General features: G+C 66.8%; 21 protein-coding genes and 1 pseudogene. 9 read left to right on the top strand and 13 right to left on the bottom strand.

Features of this window, described 5'->3' with window-relative positions:
- Positions 1–97 precede the first annotated feature (97 nt).
- The 3 genes from K6T36_RS11660 to K6T36_RS11650 all read left to right on the top strand — a co-directional run bounded on the left by K6T36_RS11660 (position 98) and on the right by K6T36_RS11650 (position 4,604).
- A complete protein-coding gene (locus K6T36_RS11660) occupies positions 98–1,345 on the top strand; it encodes a Zn-dependent hydrolase (RefSeq protein WP_222921436.1) in 1,248 nt (415 codons plus the stop codon).
- A 301-nt stretch (positions 1,346–1,646) separates the two neighbouring features.
- Entirely contained in the window at positions 1,647–2,462 is an 816-nt protein-coding gene (locus K6T36_RS11655) for an IclR family transcriptional regulator (RefSeq protein ID WP_222921435.1), read from the top strand.
- 132 nt (positions 2,463–2,594) lie between these two features.
- Positions 2,595–4,604, top strand: coding sequence for an archaea-specific SMC-related protein (locus tag K6T36_RS11650; protein ID WP_222921434.1), 2,010 nt, complete (start codon positions 2,595–2,597; stop codon positions 4,602–4,604).
- 61 nt (positions 4,605–4,665) lie between these two features.
- Here K6T36_RS11650 and rdfA read toward each other — a convergent pair whose 3' ends face one another.
- The 4 genes and pseudogenes from rdfA to K6T36_RS11630 form a co-directional block, all read right to left on the bottom strand.
- Positions 4,666–5,334 carry a rod-determining factor RdfA gene (rdfA, locus tag K6T36_RS11645; RefSeq protein ID WP_222921433.1) on the bottom strand — a complete coding sequence of 223 codons (669 nt, stop codon included), beginning with the start codon at positions 5,332–5,334 and terminating at the stop codon, positions 4,666–4,668.
- Positions 5,335–6,498: 1,164 nt separating this feature from the next.
- Positions 6,499–6,843 (bottom strand): annotated as a pseudogene (locus K6T36_RS11640) (glutaredoxin family protein); the annotation flags it as partial.
- 157 nt (positions 6,844–7,000) lie between these two features.
- A complete protein-coding gene (locus tag K6T36_RS11635) occupies positions 7,001–7,870 on the bottom strand; it encodes an ABC transporter permease (RefSeq protein ID WP_222921431.1) in 870 nt (289 codons plus the stop codon).
- Positions 7,867–8,946, bottom strand: a complete 1,080-nt coding sequence (locus K6T36_RS11630) for an ABC transporter ATP-binding protein (protein ID WP_225935116.1) — start codon at positions 8,944–8,946, stop codon at positions 7,867–7,869. Before K6T36_RS11630 ends, K6T36_RS11635 begins: the two co-directional genes overlap by 4 nt.
- 105 nt (positions 8,947–9,051) lie before the next feature.
- Here K6T36_RS11630 and K6T36_RS11625 point away from each other — a divergent pair, with 105 nt between their 5' ends.
- From K6T36_RS11625 to K6T36_RS11610, 4 genes are all read left to right on the top strand, one after another.
- Positions 9,052–10,053: a hypothetical protein gene (locus K6T36_RS11625; protein WP_222921429.1), complete on the top strand. Its 1,002-nt coding sequence runs from the start codon at positions 9,052–9,054 to the stop codon at positions 10,051–10,053.
- A gap of 185 nt (positions 10,054–10,238) precedes the next feature.
- Positions 10,239–11,381 (top strand): GAF domain-containing sensor histidine kinase, encoded by a 1,143-nt coding sequence (locus K6T36_RS11620; protein WP_225935115.1) that lies wholly within the window; start codon positions 10,239–10,241, stop codon positions 11,379–11,381.
- A gap of 91 nt (positions 11,382–11,472) precedes the next feature.
- The gene (locus K6T36_RS11615; protein ID WP_222921428.1) at positions 11,473–12,534 is read left to right on the top strand and encodes a zinc-dependent alcohol dehydrogenase family protein; all 1,062 of its coding nucleotides are present in this window, start codon (positions 11,473–11,475) and stop codon (positions 12,532–12,534) included.
- A gap of 273 nt (positions 12,535–12,807) precedes the next feature.
- Positions 12,808–12,975 (top strand): hypothetical protein, encoded by a 168-nt coding sequence (locus K6T36_RS11610; RefSeq protein ID WP_222921427.1) that lies wholly within the window; start codon positions 12,808–12,810, stop codon positions 12,973–12,975.
- Positions 12,976–13,119: 144 nt separating this feature from the next.
- Here K6T36_RS11610 and K6T36_RS11605 read toward each other — a convergent pair whose 3' ends face one another.
- Positions 13,120–13,914, bottom strand: a complete 795-nt coding sequence (locus tag K6T36_RS11605) for a helix-turn-helix transcriptional regulator (RefSeq protein ID WP_222921426.1) — start codon at positions 13,912–13,914, stop codon at positions 13,120–13,122.
- Between the two features lie 210 nt (positions 13,915–14,124).
- Here K6T36_RS11605 and K6T36_RS11600 point away from each other — a divergent pair, with 210 nt between their 5' ends.
- Positions 14,125–15,069, top strand: coding sequence for a DMT family transporter (locus tag K6T36_RS11600; protein ID WP_222921425.1), 945 nt, complete (start codon positions 14,125–14,127; stop codon positions 15,067–15,069).
- A 224-nt stretch (positions 15,070–15,293) separates the two neighbouring features.
- Here K6T36_RS11600 and K6T36_RS11595 read toward each other — a convergent pair whose 3' ends face one another.
- Positions 15,294–16,838: a hypothetical protein gene (locus K6T36_RS11595; RefSeq protein WP_222921424.1), complete on the bottom strand. Its 1,545-nt coding sequence runs from the start codon at positions 16,836–16,838 to the stop codon at positions 15,294–15,296.
- Between the two features lie 79 nt (positions 16,839–16,917).
- Positions 16,918–17,190 carry a hypothetical protein gene (locus tag K6T36_RS11590; RefSeq protein WP_222921423.1) on the bottom strand — a complete coding sequence of 91 codons (273 nt, stop codon included), beginning with the start codon at positions 17,188–17,190 and terminating at the stop codon, positions 16,918–16,920.
- On the opposite strand from K6T36_RS11590, the gene K6T36_RS11585 reads away from it, so the two are divergent.
- Positions 17,180–18,397, top strand: a complete 1,218-nt coding sequence (locus K6T36_RS11585; protein WP_222921422.1) for an LAGLIDADG family homing endonuclease — start codon at positions 17,180–17,182, stop codon at positions 18,395–18,397. The genes K6T36_RS11590 and K6T36_RS11585 overlap by 11 nt on opposite strands.
- A 541-nt stretch (positions 18,398–18,938) precedes the next feature.
- Here the strand turns inward: K6T36_RS11585 and K6T36_RS11580 are convergent.
- The 6 genes from K6T36_RS11580 to K6T36_RS11555 are packed head-to-tail and all read right to left on the bottom strand — an operon-like array spanning position 18,939 to position 26,977.
- The gene (locus K6T36_RS11580; protein WP_222921421.1) at positions 18,939–20,126 is read right to left on the bottom strand and encodes a phage NrS-1 polymerase family protein; all 1,188 of its coding nucleotides are present in this window, start codon (positions 20,124–20,126) and stop codon (positions 18,939–18,941) included.
- A complete protein-coding gene (locus K6T36_RS11575; RefSeq protein WP_222921420.1) occupies positions 20,119–22,191 on the bottom strand; it encodes a VirB4 family type IV secretion system protein in 2,073 nt (690 codons plus the stop codon). Before K6T36_RS11575 ends, K6T36_RS11580 begins: the two co-directional genes overlap by 8 nt.
- Positions 22,191–23,279 carry a TraC-like domain-containing protein gene (locus K6T36_RS11570; protein WP_222921419.1) on the bottom strand — a complete coding sequence of 363 codons (1,089 nt, stop codon included), beginning with the start codon at positions 23,277–23,279 and terminating at the stop codon, positions 22,191–22,193. The genes K6T36_RS11575 and K6T36_RS11570 overlap by 1 nt, the downstream gene beginning before the upstream one ends.
- Positions 23,280–23,282: 3 nt before the next feature.
- Positions 23,283–24,410: a TrbL/VirB6 family protein gene (locus K6T36_RS11565; RefSeq protein ID WP_222921418.1), complete on the bottom strand. Its 1,128-nt coding sequence runs from the start codon at positions 24,408–24,410 to the stop codon at positions 23,283–23,285.
- 3 nt (positions 24,411–24,413) lie between these two features.
- Entirely contained in the window at positions 24,414–25,247 is an 834-nt protein-coding gene (locus K6T36_RS11560) for a hypothetical protein (protein WP_222921417.1), read from the bottom strand.
- Entirely contained in the window at positions 25,244–26,977 is a 1,734-nt protein-coding gene (locus K6T36_RS11555; RefSeq protein WP_222921416.1) for a DUF8186 domain-containing protein, read from the bottom strand. The genes K6T36_RS11560 and K6T36_RS11555 overlap by 4 nt, the downstream gene beginning before the upstream one ends.

Below are 26,977 nucleotides of genomic sequence, written 5' to 3'. Positions count from 1 at the left end.
GTCGAGGCGCACGCGAGGACGGTAACGAAGCGGTGTCAGTCGTCCCGACGGGTACCGTAGAGTAATATAGCGGGCCCCAAGACTCAGAGAGTACCTCATGGAAGTCAATCGCAAGCGCCTGCGGAGCGACCTCGAGGCGACGGCCGAGTTCGGGGCTGTACCGTCCGAGGAGGGGCACGGGCGGACGGTGCTCACGGGGACGACGGCGGACCGTCGCGCTCGCGAGTTCCTGTGCGAGCGCCTACGGGACGCGGGCTTGACCGTCCGGATCGACGGAGTCGGGAACGTCGTCGGTCGCTGGTGCCCGGAGAGCGCCGACCCCGACGCCGACGCGATCGCGATGGGAAGCCACCTCGATTCGGTCCCCGAAGGTGGCATCTTCGACGGTCCCCTCGGCGTGTACGCCGCGCTCGAAGCGGTTCGGACGCTTCAGGAGGAGGGCGTCGAGCCGGCTCGCCCGATCGAGGTCGTCTCGTTCACCGAGGAGGAGGGGCAGCGGTTCGGCGGCGGGCTCATCGGGTCGGGGGTCGCCGTCGGCGAACTCACCGTCGAGGACGCGCTCGCGATCCGCGACGGGAACGAGGTCCCGCTCGGCGATGCGCTCGCGGACATCGGCTTTCGGGGCGAGGGGCGCGTCGACGCGACGGAGTGGGACGCGTGGATCGAGATCCACATCGAGCAGTCCGAACGGCTCGTCGACGCCGGCGTTCCCGTCGGGATCGTTTCGAGTATCGTCGGACTCACTCGGTGTCACGTCGAGATCGTCGGCGAGGCGAACCACGCGGGGTCGACCTCGATGGCGGAACGCTCGGACGCGTTGGCGGCGGCCAGCGAACTCGTGCTCGACGTCGAGGCGGCGACGGACGACCGTCCCGGCGTCCGTGACACGGCGGTCGCGACCGTCGGCAAGCTGGACGTCTCGCCCAACGCGCCGAACGTCATCCCCGGGTCGGTCGACCTGACGATCGACGTCCGCGACGTGAGCTACGACTCGATCGAGTCGATCACGACCGCGGCCCGCGAGAGCCTGTCCCGGTTGAAACGAGAACGGCCCGTCACGACGACCTTCGACCACGCGTGGGACCGCAGGCCCGTCGAGATGAGCCCCCGACTCAGACGAACGCTCCGGGAGGCCGGCGACGCCGCGAACGTCGAGACGATGGATCTCCACTCCGGGGCGGGCCACGACACGATGCACATCGGCACCGTCACCGACGCGGCGCTACTGTTCGCGCCGTCCGTCGACGGCGTCTCGCACAACCCGCGCGAGTGGACCGAGTGGGAGGACTGTGCGACGGTGACACGCGTCATGGCTCACGCGGTGGCATCCCTCTCGACCGAGTAGCCCGAACGTCGTTCCTCGCGACCACTGGCGTTCTCGCTGTACGAACCGACACGGAGAGCCGAGCGAGCGGGACGGAGGTCCGTGTGTACGGCGTACCGGACGAGCCGAGCGTCGACGAACGTCGAGCGAACATCGAGCGACTGGCGATCCACGGAGCGAAGCGACGGGGGCAGACAAGCGACGGAGACAGCACGCGACGGGAACGGACGAGCGACGGGGGGCGGATACTCCCGCGGTCCACTCGGGAGCCAGTGATTTGTGAAATACAAACGACTATGTGGTCCCGACCTGATCGGTACCCATGAGCAAGGACACGTCGTCCGGGTCGCCGCGGACCCTGGAGACGGTGTCGCGTGCGTTCGGGATCGTGCGGGCGCTGAAGGAACTGGACGGCGCCGGCGTCACCGAACTCGCGGACCACCTGGACATCTCCAAGAGCGTCGCCTACAACTACCTGTGTACGCTCCGGGAGGAGAAGTTCGTCGTGAAGGAGGACGACACGTACCGGCTGTCGCTGCAGTTCCTGCTCGTCGGGGAGTACGTGCGAAATCAGAACACGCTGTATCGGATCGGCAAGTCGCATCTGGACACCCTCGCCGAGGAGACCGGGGAGTTCGCCCACCTGGCGACCGAACAGCACGGGCTGAGCGTGAACCTCTACAAGGTGAGCGGCGAGAAGGCGGTGGGAACCAGCTACCAGGTGAACAAACTCCAGCGGGCCGACTACCTCCACTTCTCGGCCACGGGGAAGGCGATACTCGCCCATCTCCCGCGGGAACGCGTGGAGTGGATCGTCGACCGGTACGGGCTCCCGGCGAAGACCGACGAGACGATCACCGACCCCGAGGAGCTGTTCGAGGAGTTGGAGACCGTGCGCGAGCGAGGATACGCGCTCAACGACCAGGAGGAGATCAAGGGGTTGCAGGCGATCGGCGCCCCGATCCGCAACCGACACGGTCGCGTCCTCGGCTCGGTGAGCGTCTCTGGGCCCGTTCAGCGGATGCAGAACCCCGAGTACCACGACGAGATCGTCGAACAAGTGGTCAACACGGCCAACATCATCGAGGTCAACGTGAACATGGGCGAGACGGAGGACGACTTCCCGACGTTCAGTTGAGCGCTCCCGAGTGTTCGAAGCGAACCCGTTCATCCCGCTCCCGTCTTCTTGGAGCGTTCACGAACGGGAAGGTAACACAGACATACGCTCGTGTGAGAAACACGTATGTCGATCCCTCGGTTGCGGACACGTATGTCAACGCAAGTCGTTCCGGATCAGATCACCGTCGAGGTGACGGACGTCGGCGGGATCCGTGAGACGACCGTCGACCTGACGAACGGCGTGAACGCGCTGGTCGGCGAGAACGCGACGAACAGGAGTTCCTTCCTGCGGGCGCTCATCTCCGGGATGGGCTCGTCGGTGGGAACGGTCCGTCGAGGGGCAGCCGAGGGTCAGGTCACGATCGAAATGGACGGGGAGACGTACACGCGGACCGTCACCAGGGACGAGGAACGGGACGTTTGGAGCGGATCGGGAGTCCTCACCGACACGGAGCGCGTTCGATCCGCGGAACTGTTCGCGTTCCTCCTGGAGGACAACGAGATCCGGCGGACCGTCGAGCGGGGCGGCGACCTCTACGACCTCCTGTTGCAGCCGGTCGACCGTGACGCGCTCGCCGATCGTGAGGCCGAGCTCAGGGAGCGGCGCGACGCCCTCCGGGACGAGCTCGACACGATCCAGGAGGCCAAACGCACGCTCGTCGGGCTCGAGGAGGACCGCAATCGGCTGGAAACGGAGATCGAGGATCTGACCGCCGAACGCGATCGGCTCGCGGAGCGGGTCGACGAGCTCGAGAAGCGGGTTTCGGATCCCGGGGAGGAGTCCGACGTCGTGGCCGAGCTCGAGGAGGAGCTGACGGAGGCCGAGAGCACCCTTCGAAGTCGCAAGCGAACGCTCCGATCCATCGAGAACAGTCTGTCCGCCGCCCGGGCGTCCCTGGACGAGCTGGCCGTCCCCGACATCGACATCGATGAGACGCGAGCCGAACGGGACGACCTCGCCGGCGAACTCCGCGAGCTCCGGAACCGGCGGTCGCGGGTCAGGACGAACATCGACAAACTGGACGCCGTTATCGATGCCCACGACGAACTCCGCTCGGGAGACCTCGCCGGTGAGGCGATCGTCGGGTCGCTCGGACTCGACGCCGACGAGATCCCGGACGGCCCGCTCGCGAACGGTCCCTCCCCGGGGGAGGGGATCGATATCGAGTCGTCGTTGGCCGGCGACGAGACGGACGAACGCACGCAGTGCAGCGTCTGCGGGAGCACGGTCGGCCTCGACCGGTTGGAACGCCTCAGGGTCCAGCTCTCCTCGCTCAGAACCCAGCTCGAAGGGAAGCGGGACGAGCTGGACGAGGAGATCGAGCGCGTGGAGTCCCGACGCAGCGTCGTCGTCGACCAGATCGGCAGGTACGAGTCGAAGCGCGCACGGAGGGAGACGTTGGAGGCTGAGATCGAAACCGACCAGCGACGGCTCGAATCCAAGCGCGAGGAGGTCGAGGAGGCGAGGGGCACCGTCGAGGAGAAGAAGGAGGCGTTGGCGGAGATAGAGGAGGAGATGGCCGAACGCGGGGGTGACGAGGTCGAGGAGCTGACCGACGCCAAAGCCGACCTCCGGGAAACACGGTCCACGCTCGGTGACAAGCGGGAGGAACTCGACGCGGTTACCGACAGGATCGAGACGAACGCCGAGACGGTGGACGCGCAGGCGGAGGTCGAGGAAACCCTCGACGAGGTGACGACGGAGCTGGACGAGGTCAAGAACCAGATCGAGAACCTGGAGCGGGAGCTGGAGGCGAAGTTCAACGACCGAGTCGACGAGGTCCTCGCCCTCCTCGAATACGAGAACGTCGACGGGATCCGGCTCGAGCGGCTGGACGAGGAGTTCAGACTCCGGGTCAGCCGAGAGACGGATCGCGGGAAGACGGTGCGCGACACCGTCGACACCCTCTCGGAATCGGAGCGCGAGGTCGTCGGGATGGTCACGGCCCTCACCGGCTATCTCGTCCACGACATCGGCGACATCTCGCCGGTGATCGTCCTGGACTCCGTGGAGATGATCGACTCCGCCCGGATCGCCCGGCTCCTGGACTACGTCGAGGAGCGGACCGACTACCTCGTCGCGGCCCTCCTTCCGGCCCACTCGCGGCACCTCGACTCCGTCAAGGGAACGGTCAACACGGTCGAGTACCCGAGAACGTAGCGCGCTCCCGCCCGGACTGGGGAGTCAGAACCGTCCGACCGCGTGGGTCGCGGGCGAACCGTTACGAATCGGGATTCGAGTCTCCGGACGACGAGTCCCACGTTGAATCCGTACAGCTGGGACAGCCGCCGGCCTGGATCCACTCACGGTGAACACACGTGTGCTCGCACTCGGAGCACTTCACACGGAGCCGAACGGATACCTCCGCGTCCGGAACCTCCCCGTCCCGGTTCCGAGCGAGCTGGGAGAGCGTCGAGTCGCTCACCCGTTCGACGCGAGAGAGGAGCTTGTCGATCCGTTCTTGCCCGCGCTGGGGAGTCAGCGGCTCGCGCGTGTTCCCGCCCTCGACCTCCTTGTCCTCGGTGAGCCAGGCGTAGACGGACCGCCAGTGGGGGAGGTCCTCGGCGAGGTCGTCGACGGGAAAGCCACTGTCCCTGAGCGCCTCGAGCACGCGCTCCTGGTGTTCGTCCGGGTCGTCGGCGTCGATCGCGTCGTACACCGTCTCCGGGTCCGGCACCAACCCGTCGAAGCTGACGCCGTGTTCCTCCATCGCGCGCTCGACCACCCGCACGTTGAACCACCGAGCGAGCTCCCGGATCGTGAACTGCTCCTCGCCCGTACCGGTCCACCGATTGACGAGTTGGACCTCCAAGTGGTCCAGATCGTACGTTCGCATGACACGAACGATCTTCCGCTCCTTCTGATGGCCGCTCAGATCGGACTCAGTCATGCGGCCGTCCCTCCCGAACGGATCGGATTCGGTCGCTCCCGGTGGTGTCCAAAGCGGCACCGTCGGAGGGTACTGGCTTCCGATACGTTATGTCACTACTGCGCACGCGTTGCTGCAACGGAGTAGAGGCATATATGAGTTGACCTTCGCCCGACGCGACCCCCCGAGACGGAGGCCGATATCGTGCCAGCCACGTCCCGAGACAGCGGCACCTGCCCTCGTGGTCGAGCCCACCGCGAGCGAATCGAGGGACGGCTCCCGAGCCGCTCGATCCGAAGCGAGGGTCCTTCGCCGGCACTCGCTTCACACGGACACGGATCCTCAAACAGCCATAGGCTGTGTGACGAGTCGGAGTGCACTGGAGGCCACGAGCGGTCACACGGCACCGATCGGATCGACTCGGTGATGTGGAGGAGCTCGGAATGGGGCGAACCGGAGCCGTTCAGTAGCCGGCTCAACCCGAGGAACTATCATTTTTTGATAATACATTAGAACGTTATGAGTTTTCGCTGTCGTTCACCGAACATTGTTGGGTACTGGAGTAGACGACCGACCGACAGTCCGTTCGCAACGCGGTCCCGCTCTCGGTTTGCATGACTAACCCGCGATCCGGATCAGGCGACGACGGTCCTGACAGCGTGCCACTGTCGATCCGAAACGACCGATATCTTGAGTACGAAGCCTGCTACGAGCGGTACAGCAGAGACGCCACAGCGTCTACAGAGCTTCACGAGAAACACGATCGCCCGATACGCTGTGACCCGGATCGATCACGCATGATATTTTGCGACGGCATCCGGTCGATCAGGGCTCCGATCTCGGTCGGGGCGCCGTGATACTCGATCCGCCAGTAGTATGTCTGTATACGTATAATAGAACGAGATAACTAGATTTCTGATAGTTTTTCGCACGCCGATCACTGGCCGTCGAAACGTGATGCATACCCTCGGCGTCCCGTCGAACTCGCGGGCGAACCGCGACGCGATCAGCGAGCTTAGTGGCTCTCGGGAGCGCGTGACAGGTCCGGACTGGACAGCCCCCTTCGCGAGAGATCAGAGAGCCCGAGTCCCGAACGTACCCCAGTTAGAACGGCGCGTCCGGTCCGTCGGACACGTCGGCCGCGGCGCCGGCGTTGCCCGCGTCGGCGTCGCCCGCGGCCGCACCGTCGGCGTTGAGCGTCTCGGCGAGCTCGCCGCGCTCCTCCAACTCCGCGAGGATGTCGCTGCCGCCGACGAACTCGCCGTCGACGAACGTCTGCGGGATCGTCTCCCAGCCGCTCTCGGCCTCCAACGCCTCGCGGAAGGCGTCGAGGTTCTCGAGCGTGTTCACCGTCGCCACGTCGTCGCGGTACTGGCCGATCAGTCCGATCGCGCGCTTCGAGTAGCCGCACTGTGGCATTCGCGCGTCGCCCTTCATGAACAGCACCACCTCGTTGTCCGCTATCGCGTCGGTCACTCGCTCGTGCGCCTCCTCGGCGTCGATTCCCTGGTTCGTCGGATCGAACGTCATGGTACCGTCCGTACCGGGGCGACGGGGTTAGGGATTGCGCCGAGGGAACTCGTCGTCCTCGTCGTCGATGTCGCCGGAGCGATCCCCGTCGCCGTCGGGGTCGAGCGCCACGGGTCGTCGATGGAAGTGGCCGAACGGGCCCGAACGTTGTGCCCGATCAGTAGTCGCCGAGCACGCCGAGCCGCCGCGCTCGCCGGGTCGCGACCTGAAAGACGACGTAGCCGCCGGCGAGGTAGCCGACGGCGACGGCGACCAACAGCGCGAGGTCCGCGAGCGGGAACTCCCACAGGCGGACGCCGTCGACCATCGCCCGCTGGAGCATCGCGCTCCCGTGCGCCAGCGGCAGCGCCCGCAACCACGGCTGGTCGAACACCGGCGCGGAGACGAGCACGACGAAGCCGAACTGCAGGAGATTCAGCCAGTTGCCGACCCGCTTGTACAGGACGGTGACGCCGCCGGCGGCGAAGCCCAGCCCGAGCACCGAGACGATCGCCAGCCCCGCGACGACGAGGACCGTCAGCGGCGCGATCTGCAGGGACGTGCCCGTCATGACGAGCATCACGGCCAACACGACCCCGGAGGTGAGGAAGGTCCGAACCACCTTCGCGACGCCCTTGAGCAGGGCGACGGGGGCGAACCCGAACGGCGTGGTGACGTGCCGCTCCAGGGTCCCCCACTGGACCTCGCTGGCGATGTCGTTGGACACCGACGAGTACGCGCCCACCGCCAGCGTCCACAGGAAGTAGCCGACGACGATCCCCGACAACGAGTCGGCGAGCGCCCGCCCCGCCAGGAGCCGCCCGCCGAAGAACAACAGCCCGAAGAACACGAGCGAGATGACGATCCCGCCGATCGCGTTCGCCGGATAGCGGACGAAGATGAGGAACTCCCGGTGGAGGACCGCGCGGGCGAGATCGAGGTGCGTCGCCGGTCGCGGGTCGTCGCCGGCCGAGGCACCGTCCCGGGCGACGGCCGCGTCGACCGGACCCTCGCCGGCGGGCCCGTCGGCCGGGTCCGCGGCCGTCACTGCACACCCCCGTCGTCGCCGGCTGTGGCCGCTCGCGGTCGCCCGGCGCGTGCGGCTCCGTCGTCCGGTTCGGACGCCGACGAGGCGTCCGGCGCCGCGCCGGTCAGCCGGACGAACACGTCCTCCAAGCTGGGCTCGACGGTGTCGACGCGGTCGAGCGTCACGTCGGCCGCGTGCAACGCCTCGAACAGGTCGTACGCCGCGTCGCCGTCGGTGCTGACCGCCAGCGTCGGCGGGTCAGCGCTCGCGTCCGCGTCGGCGACGGCGAAGCGGTCGCGCAGGTCGGCGATCGTCGCCGGCGAGAGGTCGTCGCTCGCGATACGCACGCGGTAGTCGTCGACGGCGCCGAGCAGTCGCTCGACCGCGTCGTCGGCGACGATCGATCCCTCGGACATGACGACCACCCGATCGCAGACGTCCTCGACGACCTGCATGTCGTGGCTGCTCACGACGACCGTGACCTCCTCCTCCTCGGCGAGCCGGCGGATCTCCCGGCGCAGCGTCCGCGACCCCTCGACGTCGAGCCCGAGCGTCGGCTCGTCGAGGAACACCAGCTCCGCCCCGCCCGCGAGCACGCTCGCCAGCGACACCTTCTGTTTCATCCCCCGCGACAGCTCCCGGACCGGGGTGTCGGCCCTCTCGGTCAGTTCGAGCCGGTCGAGCAGGCGGTCGTGGCGGTCGGCGACCGAGTCGGGGGCGACGCCGCCGATGGTCGCGAAGTAGCGGAGGTTCTCCCGGACGGTCAGGCGCCAGTAGTCGTTGCGGGCACCCTCCAGCATCGCGTCCACGTTCGCGTACGCGCCCCGTCGTCCGTCGGCGGCGTCGCGGCCGAGCACGCGGACGGTGCCCTCGTCCGGGATGACGGTCCCGAGAATCGACTTGATCAGCGTCGTCTTCCCCGCGCCGTTGGGGCCGAGCAGCCCGACGATCGAGCCCCGCTCGACCGAGAGGGAGACGTCCTCGACCGCGTGGACCGCGTCCGCGCCGGAGCCGAAGCGCTTGGAGAGCCCCTCGACGGAGAACGCGGGCGTCGCGTCCGGGTCGGGATCTCGGCCGTCCCGCGTCGTCGATGCCATCGACCGGGATAGTCGCGCGTCGCGCATAAGGGGTGCGGCGACCGCGGCGGCGACGACGTAGGGTCCCACCGAAGGCTTATCCGGGTCCTGTTTGACGTGCGAGCGATGCCCCTCCACGACGACCTCGACGGCCGCAGAGCCCTCGGTGCCGCGCTCGGTTCGGGAGCGCTGGTCGCGTTCGCGTTCGTCGCGTTCGGGTGGCTCCGGCTGTCGATGGCCGGCAGAGCCCCGAGCGATCCAGTCGCGGTCCTCGGCGCCGTCGTGGTTCAATGGGTCGTGGCCACCGTGACGTTCGCCCCGTTCCTGTTGGCCGTCGTCGGCGTCGTCGCTCGCCCGACTCCCCGCGTCGTCGCCGGCGGGGTCGCCCTCGTCTACGGGGTCGACCTGCTGGCTACCCTCGGGGGGGCGCTGGCGACCGGGTTCCCGGGATCGGTCGGCCCCGCGGTCCTCGCCGTCCCGCTGTCGACGGTGGCGAGCCTCCTCGCGATCGCGGTCGCGGTGTGGCTCACCTACCACGGCGGCTACGACCGGCTCGCCGCGGCCGCCGAGGGCGCCGACCGGCACCCGCTGTTCGCCGCCCTCCCCGAGACGCGGCTCGGCCCGGAACTGCCCGTCAAGCGGGGGCTCGTCGCGGCCGGGCTGGGGGCGCTCGTCGGCGCCAGCGGTCTGGTGGCGGCCGACGGGATCGTGGAACTGCTCCGGACGGCGACGCGCGCGGGCGCCGGGTCCTCGATTTCGGTCACCGTCTCGGGGGCGTGGGTCTGGAACGTGGGGATCCCGGCGTCGCAGTTCCCGATCGAGTGGCTGTCGGAGGCGTCGTTCCTGCTCGCGGTGCTGTTCGTCACCGGGCGGCGCACCTCCGTCCGCGATCTCGGCAAGGGGATCGCCGTCATCCTCGGCGTGCGGTTCGCGACGGTGCTCGTGCCCGCACTCGTCGCCCCCGGCCGTCCGCTCGATCCGTGGGCGCCCTCGGGCCCGGCACTGGCGTCGCTGGGCGACGTGTTCCTGCTCGTCGGCGTCGCCGTCGCGGTGCGGTTGGCGCTCGGCGGCGACGGAGTCGACCGCGCTTCGGCCGACGGGACCGTCGACGGAACCGCCGGCGAATAGCCCACGAGACTGGGGCCGGGCTCGCCCCGTTTGGGCCGCCTCCGGGCGTCCGGCCCCGTGTCCGTGGCCGGATCGGCGGGTCGGTATCCGAGGCCCCCGATCGTCATCCGAGGTCCGAACCCGGTCGACGATACCGGAGCGATCACCGCCAACAGTTATCCATCCAGTGGCGCTAGCAGTGGGCAGTGAACAGGACCTCCGACCGAGAAGACATCACCGACCTGGGCGCCATCCGGCGAATGTACCGCATCACCGCCGACTACGAGCGGTCGTTCGACACGAAGGTGTCCGACCTGCTGGATCTCGGGCGGGCGTATCTGGGGGTTCGGGTCGGCTTTCTCACGGAGATCGCCGACGACGAACAGCTGATCGTCAACGCCAGCGGCGACCACCCGCTGTTACAGCCGGGCGAGTCGTGTCCCCTCGACAAGACGTACTGCCGACGGACGCTGTCGCACGACGACTCGCTCACCGTCCAGCACGCCGAGGTCGAGGGGTGGGAGGGGGACTCCGCCTACGAGCAGTTCGGGCTCGAGTCGTACATCGGGGCCAAGGTCGTCGTCGACGGCGACACCTACGGCACGTTCTGTTTCGCCGACACCGAGCCGCGGGAACAGCCGTTCAGCGAGCCGGAGTCGACGTTCGTGGAGCTGATGGCCGAGTGGGTGAGCTACGAGCTCTTCCAGAAGCAGGCGACCGAACGCATCCAACGCCAGCGCGACCAGTTGGAGGAGTTCGCCAAGGTCGTCTCACACGACCTCCGGAACCCGCTCAGCGTCGTCCAGGGATACCTGGACCTCGCGGAGGAGACCGGGGACCCCGAGCACTACGACCGGTGTCGGAACGCGCTCGACCGGATGGAGACGCTGATCGAGGACCTGCTGGTGTTGGCGCGGGAGGGGGAGTCGATCGCCGAGACGGAGACCGTCGACGTGGGCGAGGTGGCGCGCGACTGCTGGTCGTTCGTCGCGACCGAGGACGCGACGCTGAGCGTGGAGATCGACCGGCGGATCACCGCCGACGGCAGCCGGCTCCAGCAGCTGTTCGAGAACCTCTTTCGCAACGCGATCGAGCACGGCCGCGACGACGTCGCCATCCGCGTCGGCGAGTTGGCCGACGGGTCGGGCTTCTTCGTCGCGGACGACGGCCCGGGGATCGCGCCGGCCGACCGCGACCAGATCCTCGATCACGGTTACTCGACGGCGGAGGACGGGACCGGGTTCGGCCTCACGATCGTCACCCAGATCGCCGACGCCCACGGCTGGGAGGTGACGGTGACCGAGAGCGACGAGGGGGGCGCCAGATTCGAGATCTCACAGGTCACCTGAGACGCGTCAGGGCCCGACAGTCGCTCGATCTATCTCCGGATCCGGAACCGACAGGAACAACTATGGTATTTGTCACCAACGATCACGTGTCATGCGAGCAGCAGTCCTGCGCGAGCACGGGGAACCGCTCGACGTAACCGAGGTCGCCGATCCGGAGCCCGAGCCCAAGGGCGTGGTCGTCGAGGTCGAGGCGTGCGGGATCTGTCGGTCGGACTGGCACGGCTGGCAGGGCGACTGGGACTGGCTGGGCATCCAGCCCCAGCCGGGCCAGATCCTCGGCCACGAGCCGGCGGGCCGCGTCGCCGCCGTCGGCGAGGACGTGACGAACTTCGCCGAGGGCGACCACGTGGCCGTGCCGTTCAACCTCGGCGACGGCACGTGCATGCAGTGTCGGACCGGCCACGGGAACACCTGCGAGAACCCGATGCCGCTGGGGTTCGTCGAGCCGGTCCCCGGCGCCTTCGCCGAGTTCGTCCACGTGCCAGCGGCCGACCACAACCTCGTCCACCTCCCCGACGGCGTCGGCTCCGTCGACATGGCGGGGCTGGGCTGCCGGTTCATGACCGCCTTCCACGGGCTGGCCCACCGGGCGCCCGTCGAGGCGGGCGACTGGGTCGCCGTCCACGGCTGCGGCGGCGTCGGGCTCTCGGCGGTCCACGTCGCCGACGCCCTCGGCGCCAACGTCGTCGCCGTCGACCTCGACGACGACAAGCTCTCGACGGCCGAGGAGCTGGGCGCCGCCGAGACCCTCAACGCCGGCGACGCCGACAACGTCCCGGGGGCGGTGCAGGCGCTCGCGGGCGGCGGCTGTCACGTCTCCGTCGACGCGCTCGGCATCGCCGAGACGTGTCGCAACTCGGTGCTCAGCCTCGGGACGCGGGGGACGCACGTCCAGATCGGGCTCACTACTTCCGAGGAGGAGGGGATGGTCGGCCTCCCGACGGACGCGATGGTGATGAAGGAGATCGAGTTCGTCGGCTCGCTGGGGCTGCCGCCGACGCGCTACGACGAGATCTTCCGGATGGTCGCCCGCGACAAGCTCGATCCCAGCGCCGTCGTCAGCGAGACGGTCTCGCTAGACGACGTGAACGACAAGCTGTCCGCGATGACCGACTTCGGGACCGAGGGGATCCCGGTGATCGACGAGTTCTGACCGGCCGCCCCGGGGGTGTCGCAATCCGACGGCACCCACACGTACGGCCCGGGTCCGCGTCGCCGACGGTGGCCGCCAGCGTCACGGCGACGCGCCCGCCCCCGTCCTGATCGCGGGCGGGATCGGACAGTTCCTCGTCGCCGCCGGCCTCCGGGAGGGGTACCGCGCGATCCGGCTCAGGCGGGTGCGATCCGTCGCGGTCGCCGAACTCGGCGACGCGACGGGGACGGGCACGGTTCGGAGAGAGCCGAGCGTCCGGACGCGACGACGCGGGTGCCGCTGACCGGGAGCGATTGCCTCGGCTATCCCTGGCGCGTCACCGGCGTGGAGACCGTCAGAGGGGTCGACGGGAGCGTCGAGCGGTCGGTCCACCAGCTCGGGCGCGGCCGCGACGCCGTCCGGTTCCGGCTCGTCGACGACACCGGCGCCGTCGCGGTGTGACCGCGGGGCGTGCAGGGGAGACGGGATCGTCGACGGGATCCGGGGCGGTTTCCCGACCGGTCCCGGGGAGTGACCCCTGCAGGGCTCCGTCGGTGACCCGCGGGCGGTCGGTCGGGGTCACGTCCGCGAGGTACGGGACGGCGGTCACCCGCCGAACGCCGTCGGGTCCAACGGGTTCGCTTCCGCCCAGTACTCCGCGAACGTGTCCTCGGCCCACTCGTGGACCGCCGCGTCGTCGGTGTGGATGGAGGCCCGGAGGATCCCGCCGTCGTCCCGCACGAGCAGGTACACCGTCCCGTCCGCGATGGTGACCGCGACCGGCATCTCGTCGCGGGAGACCCTGATCGCCGCGTCCTCGTGGTCGACCAACGCCCGCAGCGTCGCCCAGAGGCGGTCGTCGGCCGCGAGCGCCTCGATCGCGCCCGGGGAGAGCACGGCCTCGAACGTCTGTTCGCCCGCGGTGACGCGGTCGTGCGTCGTCGCGAGGCTCTGTTCGTTGAGCGTGTGCGAGAACGCGCGCAGCGTCTCGGCACCCTCCATTCCCTCGAGCACGCGCTGGAGCGGTGCGCTCGGACGTGTGCGGCTCGGAACGGTCACCGTCGCGTCGTGGAGCCGACGCAGGTCGAAGCCGAGTTCCGCCGCCGGGAGATACGCCACCACGTCCCGGAGCTTCCCCTCCGTTTCGAGGACCCTCACCAGTTCGTCGATCCCGTCGGCGACCAGCGATCCGGTGGCGGTCGCGACGTACTCGCGTCCCGTCTGCTCGACCCACGAGCGCTCGGTGAAGTCCTCGAGGATCCGGCCGAGCGTCGCCTGGGACGCCCCCGTCGCCGTCGCGAGCGCTCGCCGCGTGTGCGGCTCCGTCGCCAACAACTGCAACACCTCGACGCGGTTGGTCGAGCGGGCGAGGAACTCGATCTCCTCGAGCGGGCGCTCCATACGCGATCCAGCGGCCACCGGAGTAAACCAGCTTCGCTCCGCGGCGACGTTTCACGCCGTGCAACGCTGTCGCGGGCTGCGGATCGTTTCCCGTCGTGGAACATTTTCTGAGTTTCGTTATATATCTCCGTCACGTACCGTGTATCGTGACAGAAGTGCCGCGAGTTAGTGCCCGTTTGTCCGCCTTCGCTATCGGGGTGAGCGGGTAGCGTGTTCACGCGACGGACCGGGGCGTGCTTCGTCGTCGCGGCGGGGCTCTTCGGCGGGACCTTCGTTGCGGCGAAAGCCGGACTGGCGCATCTCCCGCCGCTGTTGTTCGTGGCCCTCCGGTTCGACATCGGCGCGGTCGTCCTGGCGGCGTTCGCGGCGACGCATCGCTCCCGGGCGCAGTTGCGTCCGCGGACGACCGGCGACATCGTCGGCATCGTGGCGACCGGCGGGCTCGTCGTCGGGCTCACGAACGCGCTGTTGTTCCTCGGACAGCAGTACGTGAGCAGCGGCGTGGCGGCCGTCGTATTCAGCCTCAACCCGATCCTGACGCCGGTGTTCGCCACGCTCCTGCTCGGCAGCGAGCGGCTCTCCGGCCGGGGTGTCGCGGGAATGGGACTGGGACTCGTCGGCGTCGTCCTCGTCGCCGACCCCGATCCGTCGGCGCTGCTCGCGAACGGCCCCGGCGTGCCGCTGCTGTTCGGCGCCGCCGCGGTCAGCGCCTTCGGTGCCGTGGTGATCCGCCGCGCGGACACGACGCTGTCGAGTACGGCCCGCACGATCTGGGGTGTGCCGCTGGCGGCCGCGCTCTCACACGGGCTGAGTGTCGCCGCCGGCGAGTCCGCGACCGGGCTGACGGTGCCGCCCGCCGCGATGGCGGCCCTGCTGTACGTCGGAGTGTTCTCCGGTGCGGTCGCGTATCTCGCGTACTTCGCGCTGATCGACGAGACCGACGCGACGCGGGCGAACCTGCTGTTTTACTTCGTCCCGGTCGTCTCGGCGGTGGGCGGCTGGGCGCTGCTCGGGGAGACGCTCTCGGCGCTGTCGGTCGTCGGCTTCGGCGTCATCTTCGCCGGGTTCCTCCTCGTCAGCGGGCGCGGGGCGACTCCGTCACGGGTGCTCCGTCGTGTGGCCCCGAGGCGGGTCGCGGACGACGACCCGGCTTGAACGACGCGTGCTCGGAGCCACCCGATACGCCGGTCGATCTGGTGAACTCGGGGCCGCTCCCGACGGAGCTGGTCACGCTCCTTTGAATGCTGTACGAGCACCGCGGCGTCGTCCTGTTCTCCGGATCGATGGGCGTCGGGAAGACGACGCTGCTGAACTATGACAGTCACCATCTACTAATAGCTCTCATCGCTCGACAATCGAACTGGCGCGAGGTTTCTACCTCACGTCAGGAAGCCGCTTAGTCGCTGAACAACATCTTCATCAATATCGGATAAGAGGTATCCACGGCAACGAATATACGGTTCCTCAGTTGCGTCTCCGGTAGTCTTGTAGTGAGCAAGAATATCGAGATTTTCAGTCCGCTCGTTATACGATAATCCCGATTTTCCACGCACCACATCTAAGTCGTCAGTATCACCATCTTCAGGAATTACTGCCATCTCTGGGCCTGCGACATAACTTCTAACTGCCACTTCATCAATTTTCGATGGTTGAGTCTTCAGTAGTACCATCGTTAGGTCATCGGTTGCTTCCTTGGCCGGGTTCAACTGCTCCATCTTTTCGGTCACCGCTGAACGAACCGGGCTTGATTCAGGGTCCATATCAAGAGAGTAAATGTCCCCGATAGCCGCTGGTTCGGAGGGGTCCGGATGTTTTAGCTCAATCCAGATGTTCTCTCCCGCGATAGAAACACGGTAATCAGTGACTTTTGAGGACTCTGGTACCTCCGGTTCGAACTCAACATTATCAGGGCCGAATTCGCTGCGTAAAGCTCGCAGCACCTCAATCTCAGCGATTGCACTCTCGAAATTCGAGCGGTCTAATATACCGTGCCGAAGGTTCGAGGTAAGGTCACTATCTGATTCCATATCTAGCGCGGCGAAACACTCGTCATAATACCTGAGAAGGGCTATCTTGTCAAGACAGAATTTAGCATTTCGTTTGTCAGACTGCTCCGCATCATCAGAATTCACGATTTGCCTACACTCCTCCTCGGTGTGTTCGTAGGAAAGCCGGTACGCTAACGGATGCTGATTCTGCTCCAGTAAGGTATCAAGCCACGTCTCTTGGGCCGTTAAGAACTTTTTCAGATTCGGATATAATTCGAGGTTTTTCTGGATTCGCTCTTTGCTGATCCCGCGTCCCTCGTAATAGATGTCCTTGGTCAAATTATGGACCTTTGCAATTTCGGAGTTCCCAAGGCCACTGTCGTTCGGTTCTACACCATTCGATTTAGCGATTCTCTGGAGTGTCGATTTCAACAGCTGAATTTCATCAGCAAACTCTTCGTTCGGTTTCTCACTATCTCGGTTATACTGTTTGAGAATCAAATCAATAGCTTGCCAAAAGAAATACTCATGCGTCTCTTTCCATTCCTCAAGTTGTTCAACGAGTTCTGATTCATGCCCACGGTACAGATAGGGAACAATCCGTGAGAGATAATGCGACTCGGTTACTTCCTCTTCCTCGATTATCGACTGTATGAAATCATTGACGACTGCCATATCTGCGTTTGAGATCGCCATGAGGCCATGACGGAGGTCAGAATCAGGCCCCACATTTTCCTTTGCCAGAACATACACAGTTTCGAGGCAGTCTCTCTGATTGCTCTCAACACAGTCCCCAATTATTTCAGAGACGTAATAGAGGCCTGTGCGTGGGATAGAACTTGCATTCTGGCGAATTTTGGCGAGCCTCTCGCTGCACGACATGTCCTCGTCTTGCTGAAGCTCCAAAAGGTCGAACAGTTCACTCTGGTCAGTCATTGGCGTACTTAACGAAATTGGCGATAAATAGTTTGTTGAGATTACATACACCTATGGTTAGAACTCTGGAAGGCATCAACTACATAATAAACCGATTAAAAACACAGATACCGCGTCGGTAGATGTTGTTTCGGTAGAGGTCTTCGATGTCCTCGTAGTAGGTGTGAAGGTACGCGTGAATCGGCTCCTTCATCGAGCCCATCTCCACCGAATCTCCGTGTATGTACTTCACCAGTTCTCCGTTCACGTTCTGCTGGACTCGCCACCAAGTTGTGAAGCGGTGATCAGAGAGGCCCAGCGGCTGAGATTCAAATACGAACACCGGACCAACCGGCGGTGAGATGGATACCATCACCGAACACGGCGTCACACCGACTGAAAGCGGTCGGTCCGGCGGACTAGCCGCCGGAACGAACGTGCTCGGCGCCGACGGGAGTTGCCCGGTCGACCAACTCGTGCGTGGGGACCGTATCTACACGATGGAACCCCTGAGTCGGACGATGAAACTGAAGCGAGTCGTCGACGTGGACCGTATCGAACCTGCGGCGGCGGTCGACATCGACGCGCAACGAGCGCGGCTCCGGCTGGCACCCGGCCAGTACGTGCCGTTCGTGACCGACGACATCGACCTGGTTCGCTACCAGCGAGCGGATCGACTGGACGAGCGGCATCGCTATCGGTTCATCTCCGAGTGGACCCCTCTCGGGAGGTCCCGAACGGAGGTCGTCGACCTCACGGACCACGCGACGGAGTACGAGATCGTCGCGCAGTACGACGGGTCGCACGGGCATTCGTTCCGAGCGGCACTCCCAGCGGGGTGTGAACCGAAACGGCGACACAAACAGGTCGGCTACGCGTTCGATCCCGCGACCTTCGACACCTACCGGGAGGCCATCGACGCGGAGTCGACCGCGCTCGGGATCCGAACGGGAGCAAAGGAGCGCCCACGACCGTACCGGTTTGCGGGCGATGACTTCATTCAACTGCTCGGCTGGCTCGTGACGGAAGGGTCGATCTACACCGGATCGGACCGGAACAGTGCCTCGGTCAAGATCGCTCAGGAGACACCGCGGTACCGCGACACGATCAGACGCCTCCTCGATCGGCTCGGAATCGCCTATCGGGAGGACGATCGGTCGTTCAGAATCGGCTCGAACTGCTACGGCCGGATCTTCTCGCGGCTGTGTGGATCGGACAGTCGCTCGAAGCGGCTCCCGTCGCTCGTGTGGGACTGTTCACCCGCACAGAAGCGCCTGCTGCTGGAAACGTTGCTCGCCGGCGACGGGAACGAGAAGCGCACCTACTACACGGTCAGTGACCGGCTCGCGGGCCACGTGCTCCGACTGTGTGTTGAAACGGGCGTCACGCCGGCGTACCATCGCCGCGACGACTGGCGGGTGTACTGTCGCCACGTGCCGAGCGGGTTTGAGGAGCCGACGCACTGTTCGTGGGTCGATGCGACGCGTCCCTACTACCGGATCGTCGTCGAGGATTACCCGCTCGTGCTCGCCGGACGGAGCGGCACGTTCCAATGGCTCGCCGCGGCCGGCGTCGAATAGGGCACGCGCATCCACCCGAATTCGCCTCGGAGAATCCGACCCGGTGTGATGGTTCCGGGTCTCCCGCAAGCGGGTTACGGCCCTCGAACCGACTCCGTGAGTTCAACCGGTGTACAGCTGACGGCGACAGTCTCGACCAGTTCGACACCGACCGTCTGCCACGGCTGATCGGCTTCGTCCCGACGGAACTCGCTTCGGCTCCAACAGCCGCGCTCCGGGTTCGGCGCGAACACCACCTTCCGTTGATCACCCGATTCGTGTTCGAATTTGAGTTCGATCTCGTGGGCGGTCATCACAGATCTCCGAGCGGATACCGGCGCAGGATCGTCCCACACGCCTGACACTGCTCGATACGGGAATCGTGTGCCGGTTCGTCGCTACGGCGGATCGCCTCGCGAGGATGCTCGCAGGTTCTGACGCGGCCGACTCCGAGCGGATCCCAGTCCGGTTCGGTTCCTGCAGCGATACGCCTGAGTCGAGCGACCAGTGAATGTACGCGCACTGCACCCGTCGGGGTGCCCAAAAACCGACCGCGCGGTCATCACCGCCAGGGGAGATATCGCGAGAGTCGGGACGATTCCTGCTGTGCGAGTTCGCGTTCGAGTTCCTTTCGGCGCGTCCGCTCGACGGCGAGTTCCTCCCGGAGCCGTTCCGTCTCCTGCTCGAGCTTGGCCAGTTCGGCTCGAAGATCCGCGAGCGCGTCTCCGGTCGTGTCCGCGACCGACCCCTCGTCGCCGCTGCCGGCTGCTTGCTCCGATGCCCGATCCTCAGCGCTCGTGACCGCAAGAGGCGTCCAGCCTTCACTGGAACTCTCATCGTAGTACTCGTCCGTTCTCGCGATCGCGCGTTCGATCGTCCGCTCACCGTACGTCGCGCCGTCGCTGAAGTGGACCTCGTCCCACTTCTCGCGATACAACCCCGACTCCCGGAACAGGCGATCCATCTGGTCGGGGTCGCCGCCCGTCCAGAACGCCAGCAGCGAACACAGCGCCATGTCGGCCTCCGAGTGGCTCGGATAGCCCGCAGTGGACCCACGCCAGAGGCGCCGGAACTTCGGGCCGTTGGCGGCGTCGCTCGCACGGTCAATGAGGTCCGCGTCCGAGAGTCTGTTCCCCGGCCCCTGCTTCCCCGATCGGGAGGCCGACGAAGCGGCGGCGTCGGATCCCGACGTGCTCGCGGCGCTCGTGTCCGGTGCCACGTACGCCGAGTGGACGGCGGCGAGCGCTTCGGGTCGCTCGGCAACGTGATCGGGCGTGCCGTCGACGCGGTCGCCGGTGACGGTGAAGTATCGTGCCGAGTCGTACAGCTCCACGTCGCCACGTCGGTTCCGGCCCCGGGGCAGGTCGCCGGCGACGATGACGTGGATGCCGGTCCCCGAGGGACTCACCTCGGTATATGAGTTCAGCTGCTCGACGATATCGTCGGCCGATTCGGAAAGGGCACCCGTGTCCGGATCCCGGCAATCGTCGAGGTCGACACCGACGAGCGGATCGTCGTCGGTGAAGACGAAGCCGACCCCTGCGTCGCCCGTATCGACGGCGTGGTCTCTCGCCACGGACAACGACCGCCACGTGTCCGGATCCGTCGCGGAGGCGTACCCGCCGCCCGGCTCGATCGGGACTTTCGTCGACTTGTCGTCCCGCTGTTCGCTGCGCCAACACACCCACTGGTCGCGGTCTGTCAGCGTCTCCGGCAGGCGGTCGGCGGTCGGAACCGGCGGGTCAGTCATCGGCGGCCACCTCCCCGGGGTCGTCGGCGAGCGGGCCGTCCGCCTGCTGCGGGTCGTGGGTGATCACCTCGTGTTCCCGCGGCAAGGCCCGGACCTCCATCCCGCGCCACTCGCCGTCCACACCGAGCAACGCCTGCGAGTAGCCGGCCTCCTCGTCGCCGGGCGTCGCCGTCTGGACGAACCGCATCTGCGGGTGGTTCAAGCCGAACTCGTCGGCCCACTCACTGTCCATCCCGTCGAGCTTGTGGAACTGCTTGATCGCACACTGGTCGAGGATCATCTCCGCGGTGTCGTGCTCGAAGAACTCGTCGACGGTCTGGGTCACCAGTCGGATCGACAGGTCGTGGTGGCGGTGGTGCCGGAAGATCGTCTCCAGATACGACAGCGTCGCCGCGTCCTTCATGAGGTACCGCGCCTCGTCGATGACAAAGACGACCTCCTGGTCCGTCTCCTTGGCTCGCTCGTACACCAGCGAGATGAGCAGTTCCATCAGGAGACTCGTATGCCCGCCGACCTGCCCGCCCTGCTCGGCCAGATCGAGATACACCAGCGACTCGTCGCGGATGTCGAACTCGCTGTGGCGACCGAGCTGTTCGAACTGCCCGTCTTCGGCGAAGGGCCGCAGTTGGTCGAGCAGCCACACCGCGTCGTCGGCGATCTTCTTCGCCTCGTCGTCGGTCCGGATCACGTATTCGCCGGGAGCGTCGGCCATCTCCGCGAGAATATCGAGCATGTCGCGGACGGTCGGACTCTCCCGGTCGTGGGTGGAGACGTCCTCGGTGATGCCCTTCCGCTCGTACGCCGCCGTGAGCGCCGTCTCCAGCGTCGTGCGGCGGTCACCCAACTCGACGCCCCGCGTGGCGAACACGTTGGTGAAGAACGCCAGCGCCCGCTCTTGACGCTCCTTCAGCGGGCTCGCGTCGTCGCCGCGAGCCTCCAGCACGTGCTCGGGCGTCGGCTTGATCTCCAGGGGGTTGAGACCGAGCGTGCCGCCGACGGTGATCCGCCGGCCGCCGAGTGCCTCACAGACGCCGGCCCAGTTGGTGAGCGGTTCGAGGACGATCCCGATCCGGTCGTCGGACTGCGACAGACTCCGGATGAAGTTCTGTTTCGCGCTGTAGGACTTCCCCGAGCCGGGGTCGCCGACCGTAAACATCGCGTAGCCGTCCTCGCGGGCGAACGGGTCGACCACGAGCGGACTCCGCGTGTCCTTGTGCACGCCGAACTCGACGCCGCCCTCCTCGAGGATCGTCGGCGAGTGTGGCGACGCGAGGAGGGCGCCGACGGCGCCGCCGAGGGCGATGGAGCCGCGATCGAGCGGGTCGCCGCCGATGGGTGCGGCCGCCTGCAGCGCCCGGTCTTGGAGACACACCGCCGTCGCCGGCTCCAGCCGTGCCGGCGGGTCGCGCACCGCGGTGCGGACGGCGGCGACGGCGTCCGTGAGGTCCTCGCGGGAGTCCGCCCGGACGGTGATGAACAGCGACTGGGAGAACACACGCTGACCGTTCTCGACCGCCTTGTACGTGGCCGTCGCCGCCGCCGCGCGGTCCTGCAGGTACGACTCCCGCACGCTGCGCTCCAGATCCGCGTCGGCCTGCAGGTCGTCGGCGGCCGCTTGAAGGCGGTCGCGGGCCCGCTCCTGGGGCAGCGGGTCCACGTGGACCGTCAGATCGAACTCGATGTCGGTCAGCTCGAACAGGCCGCTGAGGTAGCCGTCGGTCGGATGGTCGGGGTACGCCGCGACGGTGAGCGTGGTCGTCCACTGGTCGCCGACCCGTGCCGCACGCGGCTCCCACTCGACGGCTTCGGGCGCGAGCGCCGTTCGGTGCCGGTCCGCCAGCGTGTCGAACGCAACTGCCTCCTCACGACCTGCGTCGACGGTCTCTTCCGCGAGAAGATCGCCGAACGTCTGTGTATCGCCCCGGCCGGCCAGCCACTGTCGGAGCCGGGCAAAGACGACGAGGAGGGTAACACCTCCGACGCCGTAGACGAACAGTCCCTCAGGTGAGAGCGGCCGTGGCAGCGTTTGTAGCGCCGCCACGAGGTCGGCGATCGCCGCCTGCATCAGTCGTCCTCCCGCCGGCGGGCGCGGCCCGGCGCCGGCGCCGTCGCGAGCAGCCGCTCGGCGTCGTCGTACTCGGGCCCGTTCCAGAACTCCGCCGCGAGGACGAACAACTCCAGCGTCGAGAGCCGGCGATGCTCCCAGTCGGCCATCGGCTCGACGAGGTCGTGCTCCAGCGTGTGCAGGCGGTCACAGAGGCGGTCGTACATCGCCTGCCGACGGGCGGCCGGTCCACCCCCAGTCGGCCGGGAGAGGAGGGCCGCGACGACCACCCCGACGACCGGGATGGCGGTGAGCCGGTCGCGGACGGAGGATTCGCCGTGGCGGCGACTCGCAACGTCCGACGGGGTGACGGTGACGCCGAGGTAGTAGCGGTGCCGGGTGGTGTCCGCCAACTCCGCCGGTCGCCGGTCGCGGTACTCCTTCAGGAGCGCGGCGAAGGCGTCGTTGCTCGCCACGTCGGGGTCCGCCTGCCGGTCGGCGAGGCGGTCGACGAGGCGGTCCGCCGGGAACGCGCGGGTCGTCGTATGGACCGTCAGCGGGAACTCGAGGTCGTTGTTCGCGAACCGCGCGCCGGTCGCCTGGAGCTGTTCCCAGTCGCCCGACATCGCGAAGTCCATGTTGCCCGGCCGAACGGTGATGAACGCTTCGAGCGCGCCGTCCTCCCGTTCGATGACGCCCGTCCCGGGCCACGCTCGTGCGACGTTCGTGAGGTCCTGCGTCCGCTCGTCGGGGATGAACGGGGTGTAGGGCACCGATTCGCCGTCCGTACCGGAGTGGTCGGCCCCGGCCGGCTGCGAGAGCGTGTACCGCGGGCGACACAGGAGATACCGACCCACGTCCCGGAGCCACCTCGAGGCGGTCAGGTGACGCGGAGCGGCGTACACCGCCGCGACACCGACCACGAGGCCGAGCAGAGCGAGCGGAACGACGAGCGGGTCGAACAGCACGCTCCCCGCCAGTAGTCCCGCGACGGGAAACCCGACGAGAACGCCGAAGTCACCCTCGCGAAGGTTCACCAGCGGGATCCGGTGTGCTTCCCCCAGTTGGGTCATGATACGACGGTCGGCTGCGGTGGAGTCGGAACTCATCGATTAGGTGCGCCCCGGGTCGTTCTCTGGACGACGGTAGGCCGGGATCCCCCCGTCGCCGGACCGGTCGGTCGCGACGTTGTCCTGGGTCGTCGTCGTCGATGCGCCGCGTTGTGACGACCCGCCGTCAGTGACGCGCTGTACGGCCGCGTAAGTCATGCCGGTACGCGGGCCGAAGCGGGCGGTCGTCGCCGCGGCCCCGCCCCCGACGGTCGCACCCACCCCGGCGACGAGCCCGAGCGTCGCGGCGGTCCGCCCGGTCCGTGCGAGCGCGCCCGTAACCAGCGGCGCGGCGTACCGGAACGTCTTCCACGTGACGTACAGCCCCACCACGGGCAACGAGATCGCGACGACGTAGCCGAACAGCGGTCGGGTCGGGGAGACGACGGGATCGCCGCCGAACAACAACCCGTAGCCACGGAACAGCACGGCAGCCGGGATCGGCAGGACCGCGAGTGGGATGAACTGTCTGCAAAAGCGGGCGGCGATCCGCGAGACCACGGGGAGGTTGCCGAACGCGAACGCGAGGCCGATCGGCATCCCGTACAGATAGACGTACAGGAGGACTTCCCGCAGGAAGAAGATCGCTTGGAGAGTCGAAAGTGCGACAGCACCAACGCTCGTGAGTCCGAACGTCATTACGGGGTTCACTGCGGACGTAGGGAGTAATTCCAGAACACCCGCGCCGATTTGTGTGACGTTCGGGATTATCCCGATGATCAATCCATTGACGAAGTACAGTGTGAGTACGGCGATCCAGTACCACGCAACGATAAGACAGCCACCAGTCCACGCATTACGGCGTGTTCGCCGGTCGCGTTGTGGAGATCCAAAATGGAATACCCGGACGAAATGGCGTCCCTGAACGGAGAGGAATAGAATGATGAGCGCTAGAATCATCACTTCCCCGCCGACGACGGTCTGATAGACATCGTACCACGGGGTAGTACCTGGCTCCGGAGAATCGAATACGACCTCCAACCCAGTCCCGTCGGGGAGCGGTGTTTCAAACAGCTCCGTAGTAAGTTTCTGATATCCCTCAACGAGCTGTTCTCTGAACCATGCAGTTATCTGACCGAGGATGTCTTTGAACCACTCAACACCGTAATCGGAGAGTGGAATCTGCACCATCAGTCACTCCTCCCGTCTGTTGATCGCGATGTCACAGTTGTCCGATGTAGGGCGGTAGCTCGCATCGAACGCTGCCTCAGTTATTTCAGACCGTACCGTGTCCTCCACTTGGACAATCACGGTACTCTCCTCCGGCATTGAGGAACAGGTTCGCTCCTGCCCTGCGAACGAGAACGGTATTGTACTCGAAAATAGCCGCACGGATTCCTCGACAGGAATTAGCACGTAGTCCCGTTCACCAACTCCTTCGTCCGCATCGAATATCCCACTCTTACGGGATGAATCGCGGACGTCTTCGGTGACATTCGGAACGTCGCCAGTGAAGATGAGATTCTGAACAGCAGTCGGTCCAGTCCCTTCGTTTCGTACTACGACCGTACCCGCATATGGCTCGAAATTGTCTAAGGAATCAGGCATCACGTCGGGATTGTTCGCGCCGACGCCCAGCTCCTCGATGACGAGGTCCGGCTCCAACGTGATCGACGCGGTCGCGCCGGCCTCGGTGGTCACCTCGTAGGTCCCGGGCACGTACCGGACGCCCAGGTCGACGGTGAGTCGCGTCTCCCCCGTGACGACCGACAGCGACCGTACGCGGGAGCCGTTCGGCGCGATTACGTTTACTTGCTCGACCTGACTGTCTTCCCGGAGTTCGATCACGAGATTCGTGCCGCGCATCGCGAGGCGTTCGAACGGGCCGTCCGGATCCGTCGACCCGCCCGGCGAATCCGACCCCGTCTCCGAGGGCGAGCCACCGTCACGCTGACTACATCCTGCGAGGCCGACAAGCGTGCTCCCGGCGACGGCGAGCAGGCGCCGGCGGGGCATTCGGTCGGTCATGGCTCCACCTCCCCGAACCGGACCAGCCGTCCGAGTCGGCGCCCCGCATACAGCGCGAGCGCGAACGGGAGCGCCCACTGGAGCGTCCGCCCGAGCAGGCGTAGCCACCCCGCCGGCGTCGCCAGCGGGTGCCAGCGGGCGGTCGCACTCGTCCCGACGTACGCCGGGTGGTGTGCCACCCACGAGCCGGGCACATACTCCACCGTGTACACGCCGGGCTCGGAGACGGTCACCATGGCGACGCCCGAGACGTTCGTCCGCACCCGCTCGCCCGCGACGGCGACATATCCCTCGCGGGTGGCGGTCGACGGGATCTCGAACGGCGCCTCGGGCCGGCGGAGGGCGATCGGCTCGCCGGTGACGGCATCGGTCAACACGATGCGCAGTGTCGCCCCGTCATCGTCCTGGTCGACGATCTCCACGGTCAGATCGCTGCGCCGGAGCTGTCGCGTCTGCCCGGTCTCGTCGATCGGCACGTCGACGCCGCGAACGATCCCGACCGCCTCGACACCCTCGGCGTGGGCTGGCGCGGTGCGGACGGCCAGCCCGTACGACGCCGTGTACTCGCGTTCGACCACGTCGACGGAGACGGTATCGGGAAGCGATGCCGCCGGCGACCGGCGATCGCGCCCCCAGACATCGGTGATCCGGGGGTCGCGGCCGGTCGGCTCGCTCCGGGGGCCGAGCCGGGAGGGATACGCGTGGACCGCGACCGGCAGGGCCGGGGACTCGATCTCCCGGGTGCCGGTCCGGCTCGACCGTTCGAGCGTGTCCCATCGAACGTCGCGGGCAGTGTAGAAGCGCCAGACACCCCGCACCTGTCGGTCGCCCTCGGCGCCGAACCGGAGGCCGAGCCACGGCGCCGAGTGGAACGCCGCGAGGAGGCGGTCCCCCTCGGGCGTTCGCCCGCGGGCGAGCGCGATCGTCGGCGTGTACGGCTCGATCGCCCGACGGTCCCGGACCGTCACCGTCTCCGACACGGTTCGCGGCGTCGTATTCGCGGCCGTCCCGTTCGGAAGCTGCGGTCGGTCGAGGCGAAGCTCGGCACGGATCGTGGCGACGAGGACGAGCGAGTCGACATCGTCAGTCAACGTGTAGTTGATCGCTGGCAGCGCGGTCCCGTTCGTTCGCGCGAGCGTGGTTCCGTCACCCGTCTCCAGGCGAACCGACTCGATCCGACTGCTCGCGAGCGTGTAGTCGGCCGTCGTGTTGTTGTCCGACTCCGCGCCGGGGACGGCGACCCGGTAGTCCACCAGCCCCCGAACCGTCCCGTTCGGGGCGACGTATTCGGTCGTCTCGGCCCGGGTCCGGTGGACAGTCGTGGACGGGGTGATCGCGAACAGCGTCGCATGGGCGTCCCGGATATACCGGCCGTCGGTGAGGGTCGCGTGGGGCGGATGTACTGAGACGTTCGCGTCGCCCGGCGTGGCATCGCGATGGTCCGCCCGCGTCCAGCGTGCCGCGGTGTCGGGCGGCCGCCGGAACGTGATATCGCTGGCGTTGGCGAGCTGTTCGCCGGCCGAGCGCAACTCGTTGTAGCGCCGTTCGTACTCACTGTTCGTGACGTAGCCTGAGTCGTTGTCCCGGCTCCACAGCGACGCCGCCTCCGCCTCGGTCAGCCCGTGGGTTTCCTGCTGGGGTGACGGCGGGCGCCCGGCGGCGACGGCGACCAGACTCCCGACGAGCATGACGATGAGGGCCGCAGCCGACAGCGAGGATCCTCGGCGCAT

It is taken from the genome of Halobaculum roseum (assembly GCF_019880245.1).
Classification (GTDB): Archaea; Halobacteriota; Halobacteria; order Halobacteriales; family Haloferacaceae; genus Halobaculum; species Halobaculum roseum.
Note: the sequence above shows the minus strand (reverse complement) of the source record. Positions and strands in the feature narration are given on the sequence as shown.

Bases quoted from the DNA above. Each gene is read 5' to 3' on its own strand.
- K6T36_RS11660 (WP_222921436.1), top strand. From the start codon at position 98: ATGGAAGTCAATCGCAAGCGCCTGCGGAGCGACCTCGAGGCGACGGCC.
- K6T36_RS11655 (WP_222921435.1), top strand. From the start codon at position 1,647: ATGAGCAAGGACACGTCGTCCGGGTCGCCGCGGACCCTGGAGACGGTG.
- K6T36_RS11650 (WP_222921434.1), top strand. From the start codon at position 2,595: ATGTCAACGCAAGTCGTTCCGGATCAGATCACCGTCGAGGTGACGGAC.
- rdfA (WP_222921433.1), bottom strand. From the start codon at position 5,334: ATGACTGAGTCCGATCTGAGCGGCCATCAGAAGGAGCGGAAGATCGTT.
- K6T36_RS11630 (WP_225935116.1), bottom strand. From the start codon at position 8,946: ATGGCATCGACGACGCGGGACGGCCGAGATCCCGACCCGGACGCGACG.
- K6T36_RS11625 (WP_222921429.1), top strand. From the start codon at position 9,052: ATGCCCCTCCACGACGACCTCGACGGCCGCAGAGCCCTCGGTGCCGCG.
- K6T36_RS11615 (WP_222921428.1), top strand. From the start codon at position 11,473: ATGCGAGCAGCAGTCCTGCGCGAGCACGGGGAACCGCTCGACGTAACC.
- K6T36_RS11605 (WP_222921426.1), bottom strand. From the start codon at position 13,914: ATGGAGCGCCCGCTCGAGGAGATCGAGTTCCTCGCCCGCTCGACCAAC.
- K6T36_RS11595 (WP_222921424.1), bottom strand. From the start codon at position 16,838: ATGACTGACCAGAGTGAACTGTTCGACCTTTTGGAGCTTCAGCAAGAC.
- K6T36_RS11585 (WP_222921422.1), top strand. From the start codon at position 17,180: ATGGATACCATCACCGAACACGGCGTCACACCGACTGAAAGCGGTCGG.
- K6T36_RS11590 (WP_222921423.1), bottom strand. From the start codon at position 17,190: ATGGTATCCATCTCACCGCCGGTTGGTCCGGTGTTCGTATTTGAATCT.
- K6T36_RS11580 (WP_222921421.1), bottom strand. From the start codon at position 20,126: ATGACTGACCCGCCGGTTCCGACCGCCGACCGCCTGCCGGAGACGCTG.
- K6T36_RS11575 (WP_222921420.1), bottom strand. From the start codon at position 22,191: ATGCAGGCGGCGATCGCCGACCTCGTGGCGGCGCTACAAACGCTGCCA.
- K6T36_RS11570 (WP_222921419.1), bottom strand. From the start codon at position 23,279: ATGAGTTCCGACTCCACCGCAGCCGACCGTCGTATCATGACCCAACTG.
- K6T36_RS11565 (WP_222921418.1), bottom strand. From the start codon at position 24,410: ATGGTGCAGATTCCACTCTCCGATTACGGTGTTGAGTGGTTCAAAGAC.
- K6T36_RS11560 (WP_222921417.1), bottom strand. From the start codon at position 25,247: ATGACCGACCGAATGCCCCGCCGGCGCCTGCTCGCCGTCGCCGGGAGC.
- K6T36_RS11555 (WP_222921416.1), bottom strand. From the start codon at position 26,977: ATGCGCCGAGGATCCTCGCTGTCGGCTGCGGCCCTCATCGTCATGCTC.